General features: G+C 33.6%; 21 protein-coding genes and 1 other RNA gene. 8 read left to right on the plus strand and 14 right to left on the minus strand.

All coding sequences use genetic code 11. The annotated features are described in order from the left end of the window. Positions 1-39: 39 nt before the first annotated feature. Positions 40-1,431, minus strand: coding sequence for an MFS transporter (locus tag ACGLWY_RS08055; protein WP_396619163.1), 1,392 nt, complete (start codon positions 1,429-1,431; stop codon positions 40-42). Between the two features lie 72 nt (positions 1,432-1,503). After that, positions 1,504-2,319, minus strand: a complete 816-nt coding sequence (locus ACGLWY_RS08060) for a M48 family metallopeptidase (protein WP_396619164.1) — start codon at positions 2,317-2,319, stop codon at positions 1,504-1,506. A gap of 140 nt (positions 2,320-2,459) precedes the next feature. Between ACGLWY_RS08060 and msrB the strand changes: the two genes are divergently transcribed. Then, entirely contained in the window at positions 2,460-2,933 is a 474-nt protein-coding gene (gene msrB / locus ACGLWY_RS08065) for a peptide-methionine (R)-S-oxide reductase MsrB (RefSeq protein ID WP_396619165.1), read from the plus strand. 66 nt (positions 2,934-2,999) lie between these two features. Beyond that, entirely contained in the window at positions 3,000-3,554 is a 555-nt protein-coding gene (locus ACGLWY_RS08070; protein ID WP_396619166.1) for a DUF1572 family protein, read from the plus strand. A 305-nt stretch (positions 3,555-3,859) separates the two neighbouring features. Here the strand turns inward: ACGLWY_RS08070 and ACGLWY_RS08075 are convergent, their stop codons facing one another. Continuing rightward, complete coding sequence (locus ACGLWY_RS08075; RefSeq protein WP_396619167.1) at positions 3,860-5,143, minus strand: NAD(P)/FAD-dependent oxidoreductase; 1,284 nt, start codon at positions 5,141-5,143, stop codon at positions 3,860-3,862. A gap of 116 nt (positions 5,144-5,259) precedes the next feature. Here ACGLWY_RS08075 and lpdA point away from each other — a divergent pair, with 116 nt between their 5' ends. Continuing rightward, positions 5,260-6,636, plus strand: a complete 1,377-nt coding sequence (lpdA, locus tag ACGLWY_RS08080) for a dihydrolipoyl dehydrogenase (RefSeq protein WP_396619168.1) — start codon at positions 5,260-5,262, stop codon at positions 6,634-6,636. A 149-nt stretch (positions 6,637-6,785) separates the two neighbouring features. Here the strand turns inward: lpdA and aroQ are convergent, their stop codons facing one another. The 4 genes from aroQ to ACGLWY_RS08100 all read right to left on the minus strand — a co-directional run bounded on the left by aroQ (position 6,786) and on the right by ACGLWY_RS08100 (position 9,756). After that, positions 6,786-7,199, minus strand: a complete 414-nt coding sequence (gene aroQ, locus ACGLWY_RS08085; protein WP_396619169.1) for a type II 3-dehydroquinate dehydratase — start codon at positions 7,197-7,199, stop codon at positions 6,786-6,788. 77 nt (positions 7,200-7,276) lie between these two features. Next, on the minus strand, positions 7,277-7,864 hold the full coding sequence (locus tag ACGLWY_RS08090) for an outer membrane beta-barrel protein (protein WP_396619170.1): 588 nt from the start codon (positions 7,862-7,864) through the stop codon (positions 7,277-7,279). 212 nt (positions 7,865-8,076) lie between these two features. Then, entirely contained in the window at positions 8,077-8,574 is a 498-nt protein-coding gene (locus tag ACGLWY_RS08095; RefSeq protein WP_396619171.1) for an outer membrane beta-barrel protein, read from the minus strand. 306 nt (positions 8,575-8,880) lie between these two features. Continuing rightward, entirely contained in the window at positions 8,881-9,756 is an 876-nt protein-coding gene (locus ACGLWY_RS08100; RefSeq protein ID WP_396619172.1) for a hypothetical protein, read from the minus strand. Positions 9,757-9,806: 50 nt separating this feature from the next. Between ACGLWY_RS08100 and ACGLWY_RS08105 the strand changes: the two genes are divergently transcribed. Together ACGLWY_RS08105 and xerD are read left to right on the plus strand one after the other, a co-directional pair. After that, positions 9,807-10,142, plus strand: coding sequence for a TM2 domain-containing protein (locus ACGLWY_RS08105; RefSeq protein ID WP_396619173.1), 336 nt, complete (start codon positions 9,807-9,809; stop codon positions 10,140-10,142). Positions 10,143-10,204: 62 nt separating this feature from the next. Further along, positions 10,205-11,122, plus strand: coding sequence for a site-specific tyrosine recombinase XerD (gene xerD / locus ACGLWY_RS08110; RefSeq protein WP_396619174.1), 918 nt, complete (start codon positions 10,205-10,207; stop codon positions 11,120-11,122). 174 nt (positions 11,123-11,296) lie between these two features. Here the strand turns inward: xerD and rny are convergent, their stop codons facing one another. From rny to ACGLWY_RS08130, 4 genes are all read right to left on the minus strand, one after another. Beyond that, a complete protein-coding gene (gene rny / locus ACGLWY_RS08115; RefSeq protein ID WP_396619175.1) occupies positions 11,297-12,871 on the minus strand; it encodes a ribonuclease Y in 1,575 nt (524 codons plus the stop codon). A gap of 59 nt (positions 12,872-12,930) precedes the next feature. Then, positions 12,931-13,058, minus strand: a non-coding RNA gene (ssrS, locus tag ACGLWY_RS08120) — 6S RNA. A gap of 57 nt (positions 13,059-13,115) precedes the next feature. Further along, positions 13,116-13,409, minus strand: a complete 294-nt coding sequence (locus tag ACGLWY_RS08125) for a cell division protein ZapA (RefSeq protein ID WP_396619176.1) — start codon at positions 13,407-13,409, stop codon at positions 13,116-13,118. 15 nt (positions 13,410-13,424) lie between these two features. Continuing rightward, positions 13,425-13,715: a hypothetical protein gene (locus ACGLWY_RS08130; RefSeq protein WP_396619177.1), complete on the minus strand. Its 291-nt coding sequence runs from the start codon at positions 13,713-13,715 to the stop codon at positions 13,425-13,427. Between the two features lie 177 nt (positions 13,716-13,892). Between ACGLWY_RS08130 and ACGLWY_RS08135 the strand changes: the two genes are divergently transcribed. Continuing rightward, positions 13,893-15,578: a M23 family metallopeptidase gene (locus tag ACGLWY_RS08135; RefSeq protein ID WP_396619178.1), complete on the plus strand. Its 1,686-nt coding sequence runs from the start codon at positions 13,893-13,895 to the stop codon at positions 15,576-15,578. Between the two features lie 17 nt (positions 15,579-15,595). Beyond that, the gene (locus tag ACGLWY_RS08140; protein ID WP_396619179.1) at positions 15,596-18,058 is read left to right on the plus strand and encodes a carboxypeptidase-like regulatory domain-containing protein; all 2,463 of its coding nucleotides are present in this window, start codon (positions 15,596-15,598) and stop codon (positions 18,056-18,058) included. Here the strand turns inward: ACGLWY_RS08140 and ACGLWY_RS08145 are convergent, their stop codons facing one another. Further along, on the minus strand, positions 18,059-19,201 hold the full coding sequence (locus ACGLWY_RS08145) for a cysteine desulfurase family protein (protein WP_396619180.1): 1,143 nt from the start codon (positions 19,199-19,201) through the stop codon (positions 18,059-18,061). It abuts the gene before it with no gap. A 101-nt stretch (positions 19,202-19,302) separates the two neighbouring features. Here ACGLWY_RS08145 and ACGLWY_RS08150 point away from each other — a divergent pair, with 101 nt between their 5' ends. Beyond that, a complete protein-coding gene (locus tag ACGLWY_RS08150; RefSeq protein WP_396619181.1) occupies positions 19,303-20,199 on the plus strand; it encodes a hypothetical protein in 897 nt (298 codons plus the stop codon). On the opposite strand, the gene ACGLWY_RS08155 is transcribed toward ACGLWY_RS08150, so the two are convergent. After that, on the minus strand, positions 20,196-20,759 hold the full coding sequence (locus ACGLWY_RS08155) for a Smr/MutS family protein (RefSeq protein ID WP_396619182.1): 564 nt from the start codon (positions 20,757-20,759) through the stop codon (positions 20,196-20,198). The two genes, ACGLWY_RS08150 and ACGLWY_RS08155, sit on opposite strands and share 4 nt — an antisense overlap. Before the next feature lie 5 nt (positions 20,760-20,764). Then, positions 20,765-20,956, minus strand: coding sequence for a hypothetical protein (locus ACGLWY_RS08160; protein ID WP_396619183.1), 192 nt, complete (start codon positions 20,954-20,956; stop codon positions 20,765-20,767). Between the last annotated feature and the right edge of the window lie 228 nt (positions 20,957-21,184).

The following is a 21,184-nucleotide window of genomic DNA, read 5'->3' on the forward strand; positions in this document are numbered from 1 at the left end:
ACAGAAAGCTTAAATCCTAATTCATTTAATAATTAGGATTTAAGCTTCTATATTTTTCTTAGGAACTCTAAATAATAATATGATGCCAGCTAAAAAGAACAAAAACAAAAACAGAATACCATTTCGCATGCTTCCTGTAATTTGATCTATGGAAGCAAAAATTATCATACCTATTACAATACCTATTTTTTCGGCAACATCATAAAAACTAAAATACGATGTCGTATCATCTGTTTCCGGTAAAAACTTGGAATAGGTTGATCTTGCTAATGCTTGAATTCCTCCCATAACCAAACCTACCAAAGATGCTGCTATATAAAACTGTAAAGGTGTTTCCATAAAATAGGCATAAAAACACAATGACATCCAAATAAAATTAACAGCAATTAAAGTCTTGATATTCCCGAATTTTGCTGAAGCTCTTGATGTTAAAACAGCTCCAATTACCGCGACTAATTGAATAATTAAAATACTGCCTATTAAACCTTTCTTTTTTGCATCATCACCTCCCCAGGCTATTTCTTCTTCTCCAAAATAAACAGCAATTAACATAATGGTTTGAACCGCCATACTGAATACAAAAAAAGCATATAAATAACGTTTCAATCTTAAATTTAGTTTTAATTCTTTCCAGACTAATCGTAGCTCTTTTAAACCATTAAAGACTATATCTCTCGTGACTTTATGTCCTGTAGAGGTTCCTTTTGGTAACCAATAAAATGAATATTGACTAAATAATGCCCACCATAAACCCACTGTAATAAAAGAGATTTTCATAGCTTCAAAAGAAGCTGCATTTTTTGCACTCACTGCTGCTTCAATGATTTCAGCTTCTGTCCCATTTTCTCTTATAGTCTCTGATATACTAATATCAAATCCAAAAAATTGAGGATAGAGCACCATTACTAAATTAACTATCAGTAAAATAACACTGCCTATGTATCCAAGTGAAAATCCTTTCGCACTTACTCTATCTTGCTGTTCTGGAAAGGCAATATCCGGTAAATAGGAATTATAAAACACCAAACTTCCCCAATAACCAATTAATCCCATAAAGTAAAAAAGCAAACTGATATGAATTTTATCGGGTGTTACATCAAACCAATACAGCCCAATACAACCTGCGCTTCCAACATAACAAAAGAATTTTAAAAAGTTCTTTTTATTACCTACATAATCGGCGATACCCGATAGTATTGGCGAAGTAATAGCCACCACCAAAAAAGTAAACGCCGTAACGAAAGTGATTAATGCGGTACTTTTAAACGTCATTCCAAAAGCATGAACCACTTTTATGTCGCTTAAAAATAATGCGGAATAAAATATGGGGAATATAGACGACGCAATGGTTAAAGTATAAACCGAGTTTGCCCAATCGTAAAATGCCCAAGCATTGAGAAGTTTTTTACTTCCCTTTTCTAATACTGCCATAAATAAAAAGCTGCTCTTTTATGAGCAGCTTCAAAGTAAGTAAATATTTTTGAATTTCGTCTTAAGAAACTATTATCTAAATGAAGTCACCCCAAACTTGGCTGCTTCTTCTTTCGCTTTTGGTGCTAGTGCAGTAAGATTAGCAATCCTTGAATCGTTTGAAGGGTGTGTGCTTAATAATTCCGGTGGTGCTTGTCCGTTACTTTGTGCACTCATACGTTTCCAAAGTTCTGCGGCTTCATCAGGATTATAACCCGCTATGGCCATAATATACAATCCTATTTTGTCAGCTTCGGTTTCGTGGGATCTACTAAAAGGCAACATCACGCCTACTTGGGAACCTACACCATAATATTGATTAAAAGCGTTTCTAGATTGCTCATCTTTAATAGCTATATTTCCAGCAATAGCGACACCTTGTTGTACATAAGCAGCACTCATACGTTGTTGCCCGTGATTAGCCAAAGCGTGCGCCACTTCATGCCCAATAATTGCTGCTAAACCCGTTTCACCTTTCGCAATGGGTAAAATACCTGTATAAACAACTATTTTTCCTCCAGGCATACACCAAGCATTTACTGTTTTATCCTCTACTAAATTATATTCCCATTTATAATCGTTTAAATAACCAACATAGCCGTTTGCATTTAACCAACGTTCGGCAGCAACAGCAATTTTTTGCCCTACCCGGGTAACCATAGCTGCATCCGAAGTACCTTTAATGACTTTGTTTTCAGATAAAAATTGGTCATATTGAGCAAAAGCAGTCGGAAATAACTGAGAATTTGGCACCAATGCCATGGTTTTTTTTCCTGTAAAAGGATTCGTTGCACACGATACAGTGAACCCTACTATTCCTAATATTATAAATGCATTTTTCAGTTTCATATTTATTGTTTTAATTATTCAATAAAAGTACAAAAATTGTACCTTAATTTTTTTACACAACTTTATTTTTATTTTCTATAATTAACATTTTATTCGAGATGTTATGTTTCCTAATTAATTTCGACCTATTAAAAAAACACATGAAGAAACTAATCATTTTTTGCACTGCATTCATATTATTTAACTGCAATGGCAACGCCCAAAAAGGAAATAAGAATACGTATAAAGTATCTAAAACCGATGCCGAATGGAAAACTGAATTATCTGAAATGGCATACTATGTTTTACGTAAAGCAGGTACCGAACGTCCGTTCTCAAGTCCATTAAATAAAAATTACAAAAAAGGCACTTATGTTTGTGCTGGATGTAACACGCCTTTATTTAAAAGTGAACATAAATTTGACTCTGGCACGGGTTGGCCCAGTTTTGATAGGGAAATAAAAGGAAACGTTGCTTTTGGAACTGACAATAATTTAGGCTATTCCCGTAATGAAGAACACTGCGCTACCTGTGGTGGGCATTTAGGACATGTTTTTAATGATGGCCCTCAACATACTACAGGAAAAAGACACTGTATCAATGGTGCGGCACTTAAATTTATTCCCGAACAATAAATTGTTTGTCGACAAGGCTTGGTTCTTAATATTTGGAGTTTTAATTTTGGGATTTAATTTAAGAATATGGAAAGCTATTTAGTAAGTGTTATTAAGCAATTTGAATACTATAAAAGTTTGGGTGATAAAACTTTTAGCCAATTGACTTTTGAAGAAATGCAATGGCAAAGTAATGAAGCTTCAAACTCCATTTCGGTTATTGCAAAACATATTGTTGGCAATATGTTAAGCCGTTGGACCAATTTTTTAACTGAAGATGGCGAAAAAAATTGGCGTAACCGTGATTCGGAATTTGAAGACACTTATACTTCAAAAGAGGATTTAATAGCTTCGTGGGAAAGTGGTTGGTTTTGTTTGTTTAATGCTTTAAAATCTTTAAAAAATGAAGATTTGGAGCACATTATTTACATTAGAAATGAAGGACATACCGTTGTAGAAGCTATTAACAGGCAATTAGCACATTACCCCTACCACATTGGGCAAATCGTTTTTTTAGGAAAACTTTTAAAAGATGAACATTGGCAGTCTTTATCTATACCAAAAGGACATTCTTCAAAATATAATCAAGATAAATTCAGTAAAGAAAAAGGCAAACGGCATTTTACAGATGATTTAAGCTAAAAAAATTGGTACCTGACACGAATTGAAGCGTGTCACATTGAAGTACCATTTTTAAGTTAAAAAAAGCCATACAAAATAACGTTTAGTTTGTCAAATTGAGCTTGTCGAAGTCATAAATTTAAAAAAAATCATTGGTAGTATTATCGAAAATGAAAATATATTTTTATTTGAAGATAAAAACGCAGCTTTCGAAATGCGATTAAAAATAATATTTCCAATGTCTTCAACTTTAGTTTATCTTGAGCGTAGACGAGAGGCCCATATAGACGTCTAAATATATTTATTTTTTTGTCATATACTAAAGACTATTTTTTTAAATGCCTTTTATAAGGTCTTATAATCAATCTCGCTTCTCTATCAAACCGTATATAATTATATACCCAATTTATAAAAACTACCATGCGGTTTCTAAAACCTATTAAGAAAAAAAGGTGGACAAACATCCAAACATACCAAGCAAAAACACCTTGGAATTTAAATTTAGGTAAATCGACCACCGCTTTATTGCGCCCAATGGTTGCCATCACTCCTTTGTCTTTATAAACAAAAGGAATCATTGGCTTTTTTTCAATGAGCCTCACCATATTTTCACCCAGTTGTTTCCCTTGTTGAATGGCTGGCTGTGCCATCATGGGCAACCCATTAGGGCATTCATTAGTAACCATACAAGCAATATCTCCAACAGCAAAAATAGTGTCAAACCCTTTTACTTGGTTAAATTCATTCACTAAAAGTCGTTGACCGTTGGTAACAAAACCACCCGCATCCAAGCCTTTTATTGTAGCACCTTTTACGCCTGCCGCCCAAACTAAGGTGGCGGTTTCAAAAGTTAAATCGGTATTGGTTGTTACTGTTTTGCCATCATAATTGGTTACTCTTACGTTTTTCCATATGTTAACCCCGAGTTTTTCTAAAAAATCCTCAGCTTTTTGAGATGCCTTATCACTCATACCTTTTAAAATACAATCACTGGATTGGACGATATGAATTTGCGCCAAACGTGTATCTAAATCGGGATAATCCTTTGGTAAGATGCCTTTTTTAATTTCTGCTAGAGCACCTGCTAGCTCTACTCCTGTTGGTCCGCCACCTACTATTACAAAATTCATTAAAGCATTCCGTTCGTTTAAATCGGAAGTCAATAAAGCTTCTTCAAAGTTTTCTAATATTAAGCTTCTTAAATTTAAAGATTCAGGTATGGTTTTCATAGCCATACTGTTTTTTTTCACTTCTGCATTTCCAAAATAGTTTGTTTCTGCACCTGAAGCAACTACCAAATAGTCAAATTTAAGCACACCAATATCTGTTAACACTTTATTTTCTAGCGTGTTTATTTCTTCAACATTAGCCAATCTGAAATGAAAATTAGGAAAATCCTTTAATATTTTTCTGATAGGATATGCAATGGAATCGGGCTCCAAACCACCCGTAGACACCTGATAAAGAAGTGGTTGAAACGTATGGTAATTATTTTTATCAAGTAAAACCACTTGTACTTCTTGCTTTGACAACTCTTTTGCCAACGAAACGCCTGCAAAACCGCCACCTATAATCACGATGCGAGGAAAACTAGTTCTTGGTATATTCATAAGGTAAATCTTAAAAACAAAGGTAATAAAAGATATAAATTTTATAGACTTCTAAATTCTTTATTAAAAATAGGTTTCGTAAATTCGTAGCCTGAAATAATGATTAAAAGAATCTCATGAGTAAATACGATATTATTGTCCTTGGAAGTGGCCCTGGTGGTTATGTTACAGCTATTAGAGCATCCCAACTAGGTTTTAAAACCGCTGTTATTGAAAAAGAAAACCTTGGGGGTGTATGTTTAAACTGGGGGTGTATCCCAACTAAAGCGTTGTTAAAATCTGCTCAAGTATTTGAGTATCTAAAACATGCTGGTGATTACGGCTTATCTGTTAAAGATTATGATAAAGATTTTAGCGCTGTTGTAAACCGTAGCCGTGGTGTTGCCGATGGTATGAGCAAAGGGGTTCTATTTTTAATGAAGAAGAACAAAATAGACGTTATTAACGGTTTCGGAAAACTTAAACCAGGAAAAAAGGTTGATGTTGATGGAACAGAATATAGTGCAGACCACATTATAATTGCTACTGGCGCTCGTTCTCGCGAATTACCAAGCTTACCGCAAGATGGTAAAAAAGTTATCGGATACAGAGAAGCAATGAGCTTACCAAACCAACCTAAAAAAATGATTGTAGTAGGTTCTGGAGCTATTGGCGTTGAATTCGCCTATTTCTACAACTCTATGGGTACTGAAGTAACTATCGTGGAATTTTTACCAAACGTGGTGCCTGTTGAAGATGAAGACGTATCAAAACAATTAGAAAAATCTTTTAAGAAGAGTGGCATTAATATTATGACTTCTGCCGAAGTTACTAAAGTAGACACATCTGGCAAAGGCGTTAAAGCTACCGTAAAAACCAGCAAAGGCGAAGAAGTTTTAGAAGCCGATATTATTTTATCTGCTGTTGGCATCAAAACAAATATTGAAAACATTGGTTTAGAAGATGTTGGAATTGTTGTTGATAGAGATAAAATTTTAGTAAACAACTTTTACCAAACCAACATTCCTGGATACTACGCTATTGGCGATGTAACACCTGGTCAAGCTTTAGCACACGTTGCTTCGGCTGAAGGTATTTTATGTGTTGAAAAAATTGCTGGACAGCATGTAGAGGCATTAGATTATGGAAACATCCCAGGTTGCACCTATTGTTCTCCAGAAATTGCAAGCGTTGGTTTAACCGAAAAACAAGCTAAAGAAAAAGGATTTGACATTAAAGTTGGAAAATTTCCGTTCTCTGCTTCTGGTAAAGCAAGTGCAGGTGGCAACAAAGAAGGCTTTGTAAAAGTAATTTTTGATGCTAAATATGGTGAATGGTTAGGTTGCCACATGATTGGAGCTGGTGTCACCGATATGATTGCAGAAGCCGTTTTAGGAAGAAAACTAGAAACTACAGGGCATGAAGTATTAAAAGCAGTACATCCGCATCCAACGATGAGTGAAGCGGTTATGGAAGCTGTTGCCGATGCTTATGGAGAAGTGATTCACTTGTAGGCCCCACCTATCCTCCCCGAAGGGGAGGAATTAGCACTCAACATTAAAAAAAATAATATAAAAAAATGCGATTCTATTTTAGAATCGCATTTTTTTATTTATTCATCCGAGTAAGAGTCCCTCCCCTTCGGGGAGGCTAGGTGGGGCTTTTAAAAGCTCTGTATAGCCAATTCATAACTCTGCAAACCAAAACCGAGAATAACACCTTTAGCATTGGGTGATATATACGATTGATGCCTAAATTCTTCTCTCCCAAAGGTGTTAGAAATATGAACTTCAACCACAGGTGTTTCAATCCCCTTAACAGCATCACCAATACCAATAGAGGTATGGGTATAAGCACCCGCATTTAAAATAATCCCATCAAAACTAAAGCCTACTTCGTGTAATTTGTCAATAAGTACGCCTTCAATATTAGATTGAAAATAGTCTATTTGAACCGTTGGGTATTTCCCTTTAATTTCTTCTAAAAACTCGGTAAATGATAAACTTCCATAAATTGCTGGTTCACGTTTACCTAACAAATTTAAGTTGGGACCGTTGATGATGATTAGTTTTTTCATGAGGTAAATATATTAAAAATTGGCATAAAAAAACCGAAGGTGTTAGCTTCGGTTTTTATTATTTATAATTCTTAAAATTAGAATTTATAAGTAACCCCTAAATTGATATTAGATAAATCCGCATTTAAACTAAAATTATTTGCTGCTTCTGCACCGTCAAAATCAGCTTTTGCACTTGCATATGACAATGCTGCTATTGAAGCTCTCAATGCAAAATTATCAGATATAAAATAATTTAAACCAGGAGCAATTGCTACTGCAAAAGAGTTAACTTTGAAATCAGGACCGCCATCTGGCTTATTTGTATCACTAACATAAGCAAAACCAGCACCTAATGTAAAAGAAAATTGATTAGATGGAGTGAAGAAATAAGTAGCTCCAAGACCTCCTCCAACTCTAGAAGTTTTGTCATCATCTTCATCTTTAGTAGAGCCAACTAATAAATTTAATTCTAAAGCAATGTTATCACTTACAAAATAACCAACAGATGGAGAAAAGTCTAAACTATTTCTTTTAAAATCTCCTTGTTTACTACTGTCAAAACCTAAACTCCCACTCACATAAAGGTCTCCGTTATTAAAACCTCCAGTAGCGTCTTCGTCTTGGGCATTTACTTGTGATAATCCTAAAACAGCAATAACAGCACTCAATAATAATTTTTTCATAATAAATTTGGTTTAATTGTTTTAAATTATTCGGCAAACATAATAGCAATCCATTAATTAAACAAGAAAAAATTTATTTATATTATACATTTTTTCTTTCTTAAAAATTACTTAATCGATAAAAAACTCACATTCAACGGATTAATTTAGTTTTTCATATAAAAAAAGGAGCAGTTAATTAGCTGCCCCTTTTTCATAAATATTACTTTTAATTATAATCCAAATTCTACTCCTAATGTTAATACATCAAAAGAACCTCCATCAAGACTAACCCCTCTGTAAGCAAAAACAACATCAAGCGACTCACTAATGGCATATTGAACTCTAGGGGCATAATAAAAACCTCCATCATTACCTTCATCAATCCCTATTGCATAACCTAAATCAGCTCCTAATGTAAACTTATCAGAAATGGCAAAACGAGCAGCTCCAGCAACAGGTAAAAATTGCGCATCATCAACATCTATAGTTCCAAACCCTGTCTCTATACTATCCCCGAAAGAGTGAGAATAACCTGTTGCAACACCTGCTTTAAAGTTTTCTCCCGCATCCCATAAATAGTTGACATCTAGAGTCACATTAAATGTCCAACCATCTCCTGCATCCCCTATAGGTAATCCAAGATTAATGCCGGCATTTAAATCTCCTTGAGCACTCATATTTAATATTGCGAAAATCGCAAAAATTGGCAATAAAAATAATTTTTTCATAATTTAAATAGTTTTAATTGGTTTATACGCAAATTAAATGCTTTTTTTTAGAATTTTTATAATAATTCTTTAGGTTGTTAACAATTTTATTAACATATGCATTTAAATAACTTAAAATAAACTACTTGTAATTATTATATCAAACTAATTAATATGAAAAACACGTATAATAACACATGCTTTTTTACTATAAAAATTATACTGTTTTTATAAATATGAAATGGTAAAAACGCTTTAAAAGATTACCCTTTATATTTTAGACGGTTTTTTGGATACTACTTGAAAAACTACAAAAAAATTTTTTAATCATTCCTTTAAAATATCTATTTGAGTAGTTTCATTAACTTTTAAATTTGACAAAGCTTTTATATAGTTGCTATTATCATCTATTTCAACTACTACTGTATTTGGCGAAATTGAGCCTTCATTATTAGCTTTTATGATTATAGACATTTTATTATTGTTAATTTCTATAGGTATAATTCTTTTTGTTTTATCTGCTTGATATGAGTTCAAAATTACTTTTCCATTCGCAATTATTGTAATTTTGTCACCATCTTGTTTACCTCCATCATAAATAATTAAATTAATTTTTTTCGCTTTGGTAAAAACACTTAACGTTTGATTTTTTCTTAATATATTCATGTTTAAAGAATCCATAATTTTTATAGGATTTATTTTTTCTTTAATACTATCTGAAATTCTATTAGTTTTTTCTATCTTTTTTGATACTTTACTTAGTCTTGCTTCAACCTTTTCAATCGCATTAAAAAAAAGTTCACCACTAATACATTTTGTATTATCATAAAACAATCCTAAAAATTTAGTTTTGACTTGTGTGGTTTTTCCAAAAACAAAATTTTTAATAGTTACATTCATAAAACAAAAATCATTTTGGGATATGGGAGATTTGGTATAAACAATTCCTGTTTCTCTAAAACTTAACTCTTTCTTGTTTTTATCATATTCACCAAAAATATTAGATCTAGTTTCTTGTTCCCCACCTAAATCTGTTAATGAATATCCTTTTACTTCTCCATCTTTTTCCGAAATATTTATCTTGCAAGTGATTGATATTGAATCACTAAGAATTATAGCTCCAAAATATTCATGTTGGTTTTGTGAAAAGCAAACATTGCCAAGACTAAAAGCTAACAAAAAAAGTAAGTGTTTTCTAAACATATTGTAAATATTTTTTTAAATTGCACGGACAAATTTAAACCAATTAAATTATGAAAACTAAATTATTACTTTCTTTATTAGTAGTTTTATTAAGTTACTCTGCTAGTTATGCTTCTTTTCCTGTAAAAAGAACAATTTCAACAACAAACACAGAAATTACAACGAATAACACCGAAGAAGTGTTAACTCCCGTTGCCACAACAGCAGGCAAAGATAAGTGGGTTGGAGTTGCTTTATGGTTCTTTTTAGGATGGCCATTTGCTGCACACAGATGGTATTACAAAAAACCAGTGGGTTGGAATATTTTATTTATTCTTACAATTGGAGGTTTAGGCATATGGGCTATTGTAGATTTAATTAATATATTAACCGATAATTTCGAGTAACATTAAATATATTTATAAAAAGCAGCTATATAGCTGCTTTTTTTTTGCTTATTTTTAACCCAATGAAATGGAAAAACGCACTTAAAGACTATCAATTATATTTAAAAATAGAACGGGGTTTGTCTAAAAATTCTATCGAAAACTACAGCCTTGATGTTGCTAAATTAATTTCTTATTTGGAAAGCCATCATATCAACGATTCCCCTATTTCTATTTCAACAGAAACCGTACAGCAATTTATTTATGAAACAGCAAAAACAGTTAATGCACGTTCCCAATCACGATTAATATCTGGTTTACGCAGTTTTTTTAATTATTTGGTGTTTGAGGATTATATAAATTCAAACCCTTTAGAACTTATTGAATCCCCAAAAATAGGACGCAAATTACCCGACACACTTTCTGAAAAAGAAATTGATAACCTAATTAATGCTATTGATTTAAGCAAACCCGAAGGTGAGCGTAATCGAGCCATGCTAGAAACTTTATATGGCTGTGGATTGCGAGTAAGTGAACTTATTAATCTTAAAATATCAGATTTATTTTTTGAAGAAGGCTTTATTAAAGTAACAGGCAAGGGTGATAAACAACGATTTGTTCCTATAATAGGTATTACCCAAAAGTACATCAATATATATCGAAGTGACATTCGCAATCACATGATTATTAAAAATGGCTTTGAAGATACTTTGTTTTTAAACCGTAGAGGCAAACAACTAACACGAGCCATGGTTTTCACTATTATAAAACAATTGGCTGAAAAAATCGGACTTAAAAAAAGCATTTCCCCACATACGTTTAGACATTCGTTTGCAACACACCTTTTAAAAAACAAAGCCGATTTAAGATCCATCCAACTCATGCTTGGCCATGAAAGCATCACCACTACCGAAATTTATGTACATCTGGATAAAAGTCATTTAACTGAGATTGTAGAACAATTTCATCCTAGGAGGTCGTTAGACAGGTTAGATGGTTAGATGGTTAGATGGTTAGATGGTTAGATGGTTAGATGGTTAGATGGTTAGATGGTTAGATGGTTAGATGGTTAGATGGTTAGATGGTTAGATGGTAAAATAAAAAAAATCCAGCATACATAGCTGGACTTTTTGTTATAATTAGATGTATTAGGATCCCTACTTTCGCAGGAATTGTTACTTAGCAATATTAACCGCTCTAGTTTCTCTAATAACCGTCACTTTAACTTGACCTGGATAGGTCATATCGGTTTGTACTTTTTGAGAAATACTAAATGATAAATCGGCTGCTTTTTGGTCGTCTACTTTTTCGCTTTCAACAATAACACGCAACTCTCTACCCGCTTGAATGGCATAAGCTTTTTTAACTCCAGTAAATCCGAAAGCGATATCTTCCAAGTCTTTTAAACGTTGAATGTAGCTATCTAAAACTTGGCGACGTGCTCCTGGACGTGCTCCGGAAATAGCATCACAAACTTGAATAATTGGTGCTAATAACGATTTCATTTCAATCTCATCATGATGCGCACCAATAGCGTTACATACATCATCCTTCTCACCAAATTTTTCAGCCCATTGCATACCTAAAATAGCGTGTGGTGTCTCCATATCGGTTTCAGCATCCGGCACTTTACCTATATCGTGTAACAAACCGGCACGTTTAGCTAGTTTTGGATTCAATCCTAATTCGGCAGCCATCACCCCACAAAGTTTAGCGACTTCACGCGAGTGTTGTAATAGGTTTTGTCCGTAAGACGAACGGTATTTCATTCTACCCACCATTTTAATAAGTTCAGGATGCAAATTGTGAATTCCTAAATCTATTACGGTTCGTTTACCGACTTCAATTATTTCTTGCTCTATTTGTTTCTTGGTTTTCTCTACAATTTCTTCTATTCTTGCAGGGTGAATTCTACCATCGGTTACTAATTTATGTAATGATAAACGGGCGATTTCACGTCTTACAGAATCGAAGCAAGATAATATAATAGCTTCCGGGGTATCATCAACAATAATCTCTACCCCTGTTGCAGCTTCAATGGCGCGAATATTTCGTCCTTCACGACCAATAATACGTCCTTTAACATCATCCGATTCTATATTAAATACAGAGACACAATTATCAACCGCTTCTTCTGTTCCTATACGTTGAATGGTATTTATAATAATTTTTTTAGCGTCTTGTTCTGCCGTTAATTTGGCTTCTTCCATCGAGCTTTGAATGTACGCCATGGCATCATTCTTAGCCTCTCCTTTTAAAGATTCTACTAATTGCGACTTCGCTTCTTCGGCAGAAAGACTGGAAATAACTTCTAGCTGTTGCACTTGACTTTTGTGCAATCTATCTATTTCCTCTTGTTTTTTATCGAGTACATCCAATCTATGATCATAATCTTTTTCTTTGATTTCAAGATTTTCACTTAACTTTTTAGTCTTAGCCAGTTCGTTAGATATTTGAGATTCTTTATCACGAATACGCTTTTCGGCTTCTGCCATCTTTTTATCCCGCGACAGAATCACTTTTTCGTGTTCTGTTTTAAGTTCTAAAAATTTTTCTTTTGCTTGAAGAATCTTATCTTTTTTAATCGACTCTCCTTCACTATTGGCTTCTTTAAGTATTAAAGCTGCACTTTTTTTTGCTTCCTTAACAAGTTTGGAAGCGTTGTTTTTCTCTAAGGTCTTTGCTATAATAAAACCTATTACTAGTCCTAATATTATGCCCCCAGCAATCAATATAATTGAGTTATCCATTATTGTGTTTAGTTAATTTTTGTATATAAAAAAGCCTACACCAGCTTAAAATTTTGTATAAACTCCTTAAAAACAAGTTTAGGGCTAACAAGCTGATCAAGGATCTGCTAGGTATTGAAATAAATTCAGTACATGCAGCATGCTTTTACAACTTAAACTCACCCTTTTTAAAGAATTAACGTTGAGTTTATCAAAAAAAATAACTAATGTAGGCAGTAACTTTTTAGTTTATTTTAAAGAACGTTTAAGAGACTAAATGAGATTGTAATAAGTTGTTTAACGCATTTAGCTTTTCCTCTGCATGCTCACTTATACTTTCTTTATCTATAGACTTCTGTTCTACTTGGGAAGCAAATTGTAAAGCACACATGGCCAATACATCTTGTTTGTCCCGAACCGAATAACTCTGCTCAAACTGTTTAATCATAGCATCAATGTTTTTAGCCGCTTTCCGTAACCCTTCTTCTTGACTTGCGTCAATTGTTAAAGGGTACACTCTATTAGCTATAGATAGCTTTATTTTAAGCTTTTCTGACATTGATTTTTTTTAGAATTAATCTGAGAGCTGAGCGATACAATGATCAATATCTCTAATTAATGCGTTTATTTTAAGCTTAGTTTCTCTTTTATTGTTGTCACTACCAAGTATTGTATTTGCCATTTTAAGCGCTTCATACTTTTCTTCCCAACTTGCAATATGCAATTTTTGGTTTTGAATTTCTTGCTTTGAAACGTTTAGTTCTTCATTCAATTTCAAGTTAGCAAGCTTCAAAAGCTCTAGTTTGTGTAATACCTTGCTAATCTTGTCTTCTAAAGAATCTACAATATCTTCAATATTACTCATTTACAAATTTCAATACTTATCTCACAAAGTTAACATACCTGCTTATAAATTACAATTGTTTTTTAATAAAATTTTAAAATTTTAGTTAATGCTCATAATCAAGAGCATGGCTCGATTTTTGTTTTATTCTTTTGCACATTAATAACTAATTAATATTTTAGCACCAACTACTTTTATATGCGATTAATCCTTTTCTTTTTTTTAGTTTCCCCAATATTTACCAATGCCCAAAATAATTATCCACAAGATTATTTTAATCCACCATTAGAAATCCCACTTATTTTGGCTGGCAACTTTGGTGAATTACGTTCTAACCATTTCCATTCTGGTCTAGATATAAAAACGCAACAGCGTGAAGGGTTAAAAGTATTGGCATGTGCCGACGGCTTTGTGAGCCGAATTAAAATAGCCCACTTTGGTTACGGTAAAGCCTTATACATCACGCATCCTAATGGCTATACAACGGTTTATGGTCATTTGCAAAAATTTTCCCCAGAAATTGAAGCTTATATTAAAAAACAACAATACGAAAAAGAATCATTTGAAATTGAGCTCTTCCCAAGTGCTGAAACCTTGCCTGTTACTAAAGGCAGTCTGGTTGCATATAGCGGTAATACCGGTGGCTCTGGCGGACCGCATTTACATTTTGAAATCCGCGATAAAGAAGAGCGCCCCATGAACCCTATGCTTTTTGGTATCGACATAAAAGACACTTCGAAGCCTACCGTTAGTGCTGTTTATGCCTATACTTTAGATGAAAATGCGTCTGTTAATAAATCAAACTCTAAACAAAAATTAAGGCTTATACCTTTAAAAAGCGGCGATTATACTACTGAAAGTATTGAAGCTTTTGGAAATATCGGTTTTGGTATTGAAACTAATGACCGACAGGATTTGGCGGCAAACTCAAACGGGGTTTACAATATTCAAACCTTTTTAAATGGCAACCAGAATTTTGAAGTCGATTTTAGTGTATTTTCTTTTGATGAGTCATCGTGCATCAATCAATTTATAGATTATGAGCATTATATTAGTAATAGACAACGTATTCAAAAATTATTCAAAAAAAGCAATCCGTTAAGCATCTTAAAACCCTCACTAAACGAGGGTGTTTTAACGATTGAAGACAGCACCGCTTCGGTTTATAAAATTCGTGTTTCCGATTTTAAAAACAACGCATCGTTTGTCACCATCAACATTAAAGGTAACAAAACAACAATTTCAAATCCCAAAGTAGAAAAAACAACACCTTATTATATTACCGCAAATCAATCTACCAATTTAAAGTCAGGTAATGTATCGGTCGATTTTTACCCAGAAACCTTTTATGAAAATTTCTATATGGATTTTAATGTAAATAACGACACCTTAACTTTACATAAAGATATTGTGCCTACTAGAAAAAACTTCACTATAAGCTACGATATTAGTAATTACAAAGATCCCGATAAGGATAAATTGTTTATTGCTAGATTGGTAGGCTATAAAAAATACCCATTATACTCATTTACAAAAAGAGCCGGTAATATATTATCAACAAGTACAAAAACGTTGGGCACTTATGCGCTTGCAACCGATACAGTAAAACCCACTATATCAGCTTTAAATTTTAAAGACGGACAATGGTTAAGCAATTTTAGATTTTTGAAAGTTAAGATAAACGACACGCTTTCTGGAATTTCTAATTACCGAGCAACCGTAAACGGTAAATGGATTTTAATGGAATATGATTACAAAACAAAAACACTTACTTACGATTTTAATGACGACATCGTTACCGATACTAAGAATGATTTTAAGCTAATTGTAACCGATAATGTTGGAAATAGCGCTACTTTTGAAGCAACATTTTTCAGGAAATAACACTTAACAACTGCCATTTGAAAACAAATTTTTACGTTTTTACCCTATTATTTTTTTCGATTATTCTTGTTGGTTATTCGCAAACTGCTACCATAAAGGGCATTATTTTAAACGAAAACAACACACCCATTGTAAACGTAAACATTAAAACCGATACCAAGGGAACAGTCACCAACCTCAATGGTTTTTATATTTTGGAAATTCCTGCAAACCAAGACGTAACTATTGAATTCTCGCATCTATCATACAAAAAAATAGTAAGTGTTTTTAATTTAAAAAATGGTGAGGATTACGAATTTAATCCGGTTATGAGTACTTCTATAGAACAAATAGCTGCCGTAATTGTTACTAACAAACGCCAACGAGATATTGAAGGTATCATTACCTTAAAACCCGAAACCATTAGAAAAATACCTGGTGCCAATGCTGGGGTTGAAAACTTATTGTTAACACTTCCTGGTGTTAGCAACAATAACGAATTAAGTACACAATATTCGGTGCGTGGTGGTAATTATGATGAAAACTTGGTATATGTAAACGATATTGAAGTGTACCGCCCCTTTTTGGTTCGTTCTGGACAACAAGAAGGCTTAAGCTTTGTGAATACCGACATGGTGCAGAATGTCGATTTTTCAGCAGGTGGCTTTCAAGCAAAATATGGTGATAAATTATCGTCGGTTTTAGATATTACTTATAAAAACCCTTATCAATTTGAAGCGAATGCCGATTTAAGTTTATTGGGTGGCAGTCTTTCTGTTGAAAATATTAGTAAAGATTCTAAATTTTCTGGAATTGTTGGGCTACGGTATCGCGACAACAGTTTACTGGTAAAAGCTAAAGAAACCGAAACCAATTTTAAACCATCATTTGCTGATGCTCAAGCTTATTTTACTTACAAATTCACAAGCAAGTTTCATTTAAGTTTTTTAGGAAACGCTTCTATTAACAAATACAACTACCAGCCACAAACACGTCAAACCAATTTTGGCACCCTTGCCGATCCTATGGCTCTTTTGGTGTTTTACGAAGGCCAGGAAAAAGACCGCTATCAAACGTATTTTGGTGCTTTTAAAGGAACTTACTTTGCAAATGACGATTTAACCTTAAAGCTAATAGCTTCTAGATACCATACGACCGAAGAAGAGCATTTTGATATTTTGGCACAGTACCGTTTAGGGGAAGTGAATACGAATATTGGCGAAGAAAATTTAGGGGAAGTAGAATTTAGTAGAGGTATTGGTGGTCAATTGAATCACGGACGAAACGATCTAGATGCTCTAATTACGAATATAGAGCATAAAGGCGATTTTAAAATTGCTGATAATCGTATTGAATGGGCTTTAAAATATACCAACGAAGATATTCGCGACCGATTGGTTGAATGGGAAATCATAGATTCAGCTGGGTTTTCAATACGGCCACCAAAAACAATACCTGCAAATGAGCAGCCTTATGTGCCGTATAGTGGTCCTTTAGTACCATTTACAAATGTAAGAGCTACCAATTACACACAAATCAATCGAGTTCAAGCCTATGCACAATGGAGCAAGCGAGCAACTATGGGTACCAGTGATGTTTGGTACAATGCCGGGGTTCGTGTGCATAATTGGACTGTAAATGGGGATAATATTTCTTCGTCAAATCAAACCGTATTTAGTCCGAGAGCACAATTCGCTATAAAGCCCTATTGGGAAAAGGACATGCTTTTTAGAATAGCAGCGGGTGTATATTACCAACCACCGTTTTACAGAGAGCTTCGAGATTCAGATGGTGTGGTACAACCTCATGTGAAAGCGCAACAATCGTTTCACGTCGTTTTAGGTAATGATTATAGTTTTAAAATGTGGGAGCGCCCTTTTAAACTTACTTCTGAAGCTTATTACAAAAATCTTTCGGATGTAAACCCCTATACTTTAGAAAATGTACGTATTCGTTATGCTGCTAACAACAATGCCAAAGCATATGCTTACGGATTGGACATGCGTTTGAATGGTGAATTTGTTCCCGGAACCGAATCGTGGTTTAGCTTCGGATACCTAAAAACCGAAGATAACATTGATAACAAAGGCTATATTTCACGCCCTACGGATCAACGTTTAAAATTTGCTGCCCTATTTCAAGATTACGTGCCTAATGTTCCTAATATGAAACTGTATTTGAATTTAGTCTACAACACCGGTTTACCTGGAGGCTCACCAAGTTATGCCGATCCATACGATTATCAAAATAGATTACCATCATACAAACGTGCCGATTTAGGTTTGCAATTTGTATTGGTTGATGATAAAAAGCAATTTGAAAGCGGTTGGAAAAAACCATTTAAAGAGCTCTCTTTTGGGTTTGAAATTTATAACATATTTGATGTACAAAACTCCATTACAAATACTTGGGTGCGCGATGTATATACAAAACGCCAATATGCTATTCCAAACTATTTAACGCCAAGGGTTTTTAATGTGAGAACGACCATGAAGTTTTAACTAATCAACAAACGCCTTCAAAACGCCAATCACATAATCTATTTCTTCCTTAGTATTATATATGCTAAACGAAAACCGAATGGACGGTTTTTGCATATCTTCAGCACTTAGAATTTCAGTCAGCACATGCGAGTTTTGGTTACTTCCACTTTGGCAAGCACTGCCTTTAGAGCAAGCAATTCCTTTTAAATCTAACTGAAATAACAGCATAGCAGCTTTTTTAGGTGGTATTGGCAAACATACATTTACCAATGTATAGGTGCTTTTTTCCATATTACCAGACCTTCCATTGAAAGTGGCGTTGGGAATATCACTTTTAATTTTATTTATGAAATATTGTTTTAAATCTTTTATGAATGCAGTTTCATTATCTAAATTTTCATAAGCACTTTTCAAAGCCATTTCCAAACCTACAATATTATGAACACTTTCGGTACCTGCTCGAAGTCCTCGTTCCTGCTCGCCACCAAAAATCAATGGTTTCAATCCTGAATTTTTCCTAATAAATGCAAAACCAACACCCTTTGGTCCGTGAAACTTATGAGCTGCCACCGCAATAAAATCAACTTGAATATCTTGCAAATCCATTTTATAGTGTCCCACAGACTGTACCGCATCGCTATGAAACAATGTATTATTCGCTTTACATAAGCTCGCCACACGTTTCATATCTAAAATATTACCTATTTCATTATTAATATGCATTAAGCTTACTAGCGTTTTATTTTCAGTTTTCAAAAGCGTTTCCAAATGCAAATAATCAATCTTTCCATTTGGCTTTAAATCAACATAACTAACGGCTATTTTATAGTCTTTAACAAGTTGTTCTATAGTATGCAAAACGGCATGATGCTCGATTTTAGAAGTTATAATATGTGTTACTTTTAAATCCCTAACAGCACTTAATAAAATTAAATTATCGGCTTCAGTTCCTCCAGAAGTAAATATAATCTCGCTTGCCGATACATTTAAATAACTAGCAACGGCTTTTCTTGATTTTTCAATCAATGCCTTGGACGACCTACCAAAACTATGCGACGATGAGGCATTACCGTAATTGGTTTTTAAAACTTCGGTCATGGCAGTAATGACTTCATCTTTAACTTGTGTCGTAGCTGCATTATCAAAATATACCTGTTGCATGTTATTTTTTTAGAGTGTAAAAATAACCAGAATAAAATTATTATTAATATACTACGTTATAATTAACAATTCGTTTATTTTTGCCTTAAAACCCAAATAGAATGCGTAAATTATTTTTTGTTCTTTTTAGTGTGTGCCTTTTAAGTTTTTATACCTGTGACGATGGAGATGTTATTGATGTTGCGTTTGATTTTGACAACACTTTTCAAGCCTGTGGAGAAACTGACTTAGTATTTTATAAAACCAAAAACGATCCGTCAGAATCTTTATCCATGTTAATTAATTCCCTAACACTTGAAACTATTTTAAGTTTTAAAGGCACAGATACTACCATAACTAAATCAGGAACCTTTAATTACAGAACCTACAATAATGCGACATTACCCGCGAATTTATTTTGTAGTGACGTGCCTTCTTCAGAAATAAAAATAGCCCAAGATTATCAAAGTGCTTCTACAGCTATTATAACGGCTTCTTTAACTGAAGATGATAATGATGGTATTCCTGCTGAATTAGAAGATCTTAATGATAATGGTAATTTAACCGATGATGATAGCGATAGTGATGGTATTCCAAACTATTTAGATGAAGACGATGATGGCGATAATGTACTTACCAAAAGTGAAAAGCCAGATCCAAATGGTGATGGCGATTTAAGTGATGCGCAAGACACCGATGGTGATGGTACTCCTGATTATTTGGATGATGATGATGATGGTGATAAGGTTTTAACCCGCGATGAGGAAAATCAATCGGTGGATGAAAACCCTACAAACGATATTAGTTTAAATGGCATTGCTGATTATTTAAACCCTGAAGTAATATCTACAGTGCCTGCAACGGCTTTTAGAGTGCATACTATTTATAAAAGCTATTTAGTCGAACTTAAAATAACAGGGATTAGTTTAGAAATTTTATCGCAAGACGAATTTGATTTTGGTGTTTTAGAAAACAAAGCAATATCTACCTTTAGAGAAGAAACACCAGATTTTAATTAACCAGTAGACACATTTTGGTAAATATAAACTTCGGTGGCTCCTAAACCGTATTTTTGGTAATTGGCATCGTAAAATTTTACGTTATCGTACTTAGCAAACAAATATTCCAATTCAATTTTTAGCACACCTTCGCCTACTCCATGTATAAAAACTATTTTTTGAATGCGTTTTGATATGGCAAAATCCAATTGGCGTCTGGCTGTTTCCAATTGTAGTGTTAGCATATCATGATTGCTCATTCCTTTTGATGATTTTACCAATTGGTTAATATGCAAATCGACTTCCATAGTCGGTTCAAAACGGTCTTTTGCTCTAACTCTGGCCTGCTTTCTTTTGGCAAATTGCTCCTTTTCCTTTAAAGCCGTTGCAGCATTAGCATGTGAAAACAAATCCTTTTTAATATTTACTTTAGAAGTTCTTTTAACCAACTCATTACTTTCAAAATCGAGCAAAAAACCATCATCAGTTTCAATTGAAATAGTGTTTCCTACTATTTTTTTAACAATGCCAGACATGGCTTCGTCTATAACCAAAACTTTGTCACCTACTTCAAAAATCATAAGCTTTAATTTTCATCATTATTCAAATCATCATCATCTTCTTCTTTACTAGGAATGGTTTTCGATATCCTATAAATACCAATCATCAATATTACAATTCCGCCAATTAAAATATACTGGTTTTGCTCTTCTCCTGCTTTGGCATAAATAGCCACAACAGCACCAAGCACTATAAATATATAGTTTAAATATTTCATTATTAACATGTGAATTTATAGCTCTAAAATTACATCAAAAATTAGACTTTATTTAAGAAACTATCTAAGTTTAGTTAAAAATTTCTTGAAGCAGACTATCCTCGAAGGAGAGCCGTCGGAGAATTATTCAGATTAAACATCATTGTTGTCCAATAAAACTTTTTCAATTCTCTACAAACACAGTAATAATGTTATTTTGAAGATATTTCTGATATGATAATTTGCTTT

The organism is Mariniflexile sp. HMF6888, from assembly GCF_044335535.1.
Lineage (GTDB): Bacteria > Bacteroidota > Bacteroidia > Flavobacteriales > Flavobacteriaceae > Mariniflexile.

What these genes read in the sequence shown, in the direction of transcription:
- xerD (WP_396619174.1), top strand. Translation starts at nt 10,205, where the DNA reads ATGAAATGGAAAAACGCACTTAAAGACTATCAATTATATTTAAAAATA.
- rny (WP_396619175.1), bottom strand. Translation starts at nt 12,871, where the DNA reads ATGGATAACTCAATTATATTGATTGCTGGGGGCATAATATTAGGACTA.
- ACGLWY_RS08070 (WP_396619166.1), top strand. Translation starts at nt 3,000, where the DNA reads ATGGAAAGCTATTTAGTAAGTGTTATTAAGCAATTTGAATACTATAAA.
- ACGLWY_RS08095 (WP_396619171.1), bottom strand. Translation starts at nt 8,574, where the DNA reads ATGAAAAAATTATTTTTATTGCCAATTTTTGCGATTTTCGCAATATTA.
- ACGLWY_RS08060 (WP_396619164.1), bottom strand. Translation starts at nt 2,319, where the DNA reads ATGAAACTGAAAAATGCATTTATAATATTAGGAATAGTAGGGTTCACT.
- ACGLWY_RS08125 (WP_396619176.1), bottom strand. Translation starts at nt 13,409, where the DNA reads ATGTCAGAAAAGCTTAAAATAAAGCTATCTATAGCTAATAGAGTGTAC.
- ACGLWY_RS08135 (WP_396619178.1), top strand. Translation starts at nt 13,893, where the DNA reads ATGCGATTAATCCTTTTCTTTTTTTTAGTTTCCCCAATATTTACCAAT.
- msrB (WP_396619165.1), top strand. Translation starts at nt 2,460, where the DNA reads ATGAAGAAACTAATCATTTTTTGCACTGCATTCATATTATTTAACTGC.
- aroQ (WP_396619169.1), bottom strand. Translation starts at nt 7,199, where the DNA reads ATGAAAAAACTAATCATCATCAACGGTCCCAACTTAAATTTGTTAGGT.
- lpdA (WP_396619168.1), top strand. Translation starts at nt 5,260, where the DNA reads ATGAGTAAATACGATATTATTGTCCTTGGAAGTGGCCCTGGTGGTTAT.
- ACGLWY_RS08160 (WP_396619183.1), bottom strand. Translation starts at nt 20,956, where the DNA reads ATGAAATATTTAAACTATATATTTATAGTGCTTGGTGCTGTTGTGGCT.
- ACGLWY_RS08100 (WP_396619172.1), bottom strand. Translation starts at nt 9,756, where the DNA reads ATGTTTAGAAAACACTTACTTTTTTTGTTAGCTTTTAGTCTTGGCAAT.
- ACGLWY_RS08055 (WP_396619163.1), bottom strand. Translation starts at nt 1,431, where the DNA reads ATGGCAGTATTAGAAAAGGGAAGTAAAAAACTTCTCAATGCTTGGGCA.
- ACGLWY_RS08155 (WP_396619182.1), bottom strand. Translation starts at nt 20,759, where the DNA reads ATGATTTTTGAAGTAGGTGACAAAGTTTTGGTTATAGACGAAGCCATG.
- ACGLWY_RS08150 (WP_396619181.1), top strand. Translation starts at nt 19,303, where the DNA reads ATGCGTAAATTATTTTTTGTTCTTTTTAGTGTGTGCCTTTTAAGTTTT.
- ACGLWY_RS08105 (WP_396619173.1), top strand. Translation starts at nt 9,807, where the DNA reads ATGAAAACTAAATTATTACTTTCTTTATTAGTAGTTTTATTAAGTTAC.
- ACGLWY_RS08090 (WP_396619170.1), bottom strand. Translation starts at nt 7,864, where the DNA reads ATGAAAAAATTATTATTGAGTGCTGTTATTGCTGTTTTAGGATTATCA.
- ACGLWY_RS08130 (WP_396619177.1), bottom strand. Translation starts at nt 13,715, where the DNA reads ATGAGTAATATTGAAGATATTGTAGATTCTTTAGAAGACAAGATTAGC.
- ACGLWY_RS08145 (WP_396619180.1), bottom strand. Translation starts at nt 19,201, where the DNA reads ATGCAACAGGTATATTTTGATAATGCAGCTACGACACAAGTTAAAGAT.
- ACGLWY_RS08075 (WP_396619167.1), bottom strand. Translation starts at nt 5,143, where the DNA reads ATGAATATACCAAGAACTAGTTTTCCTCGCATCGTGATTATAGGTGGC.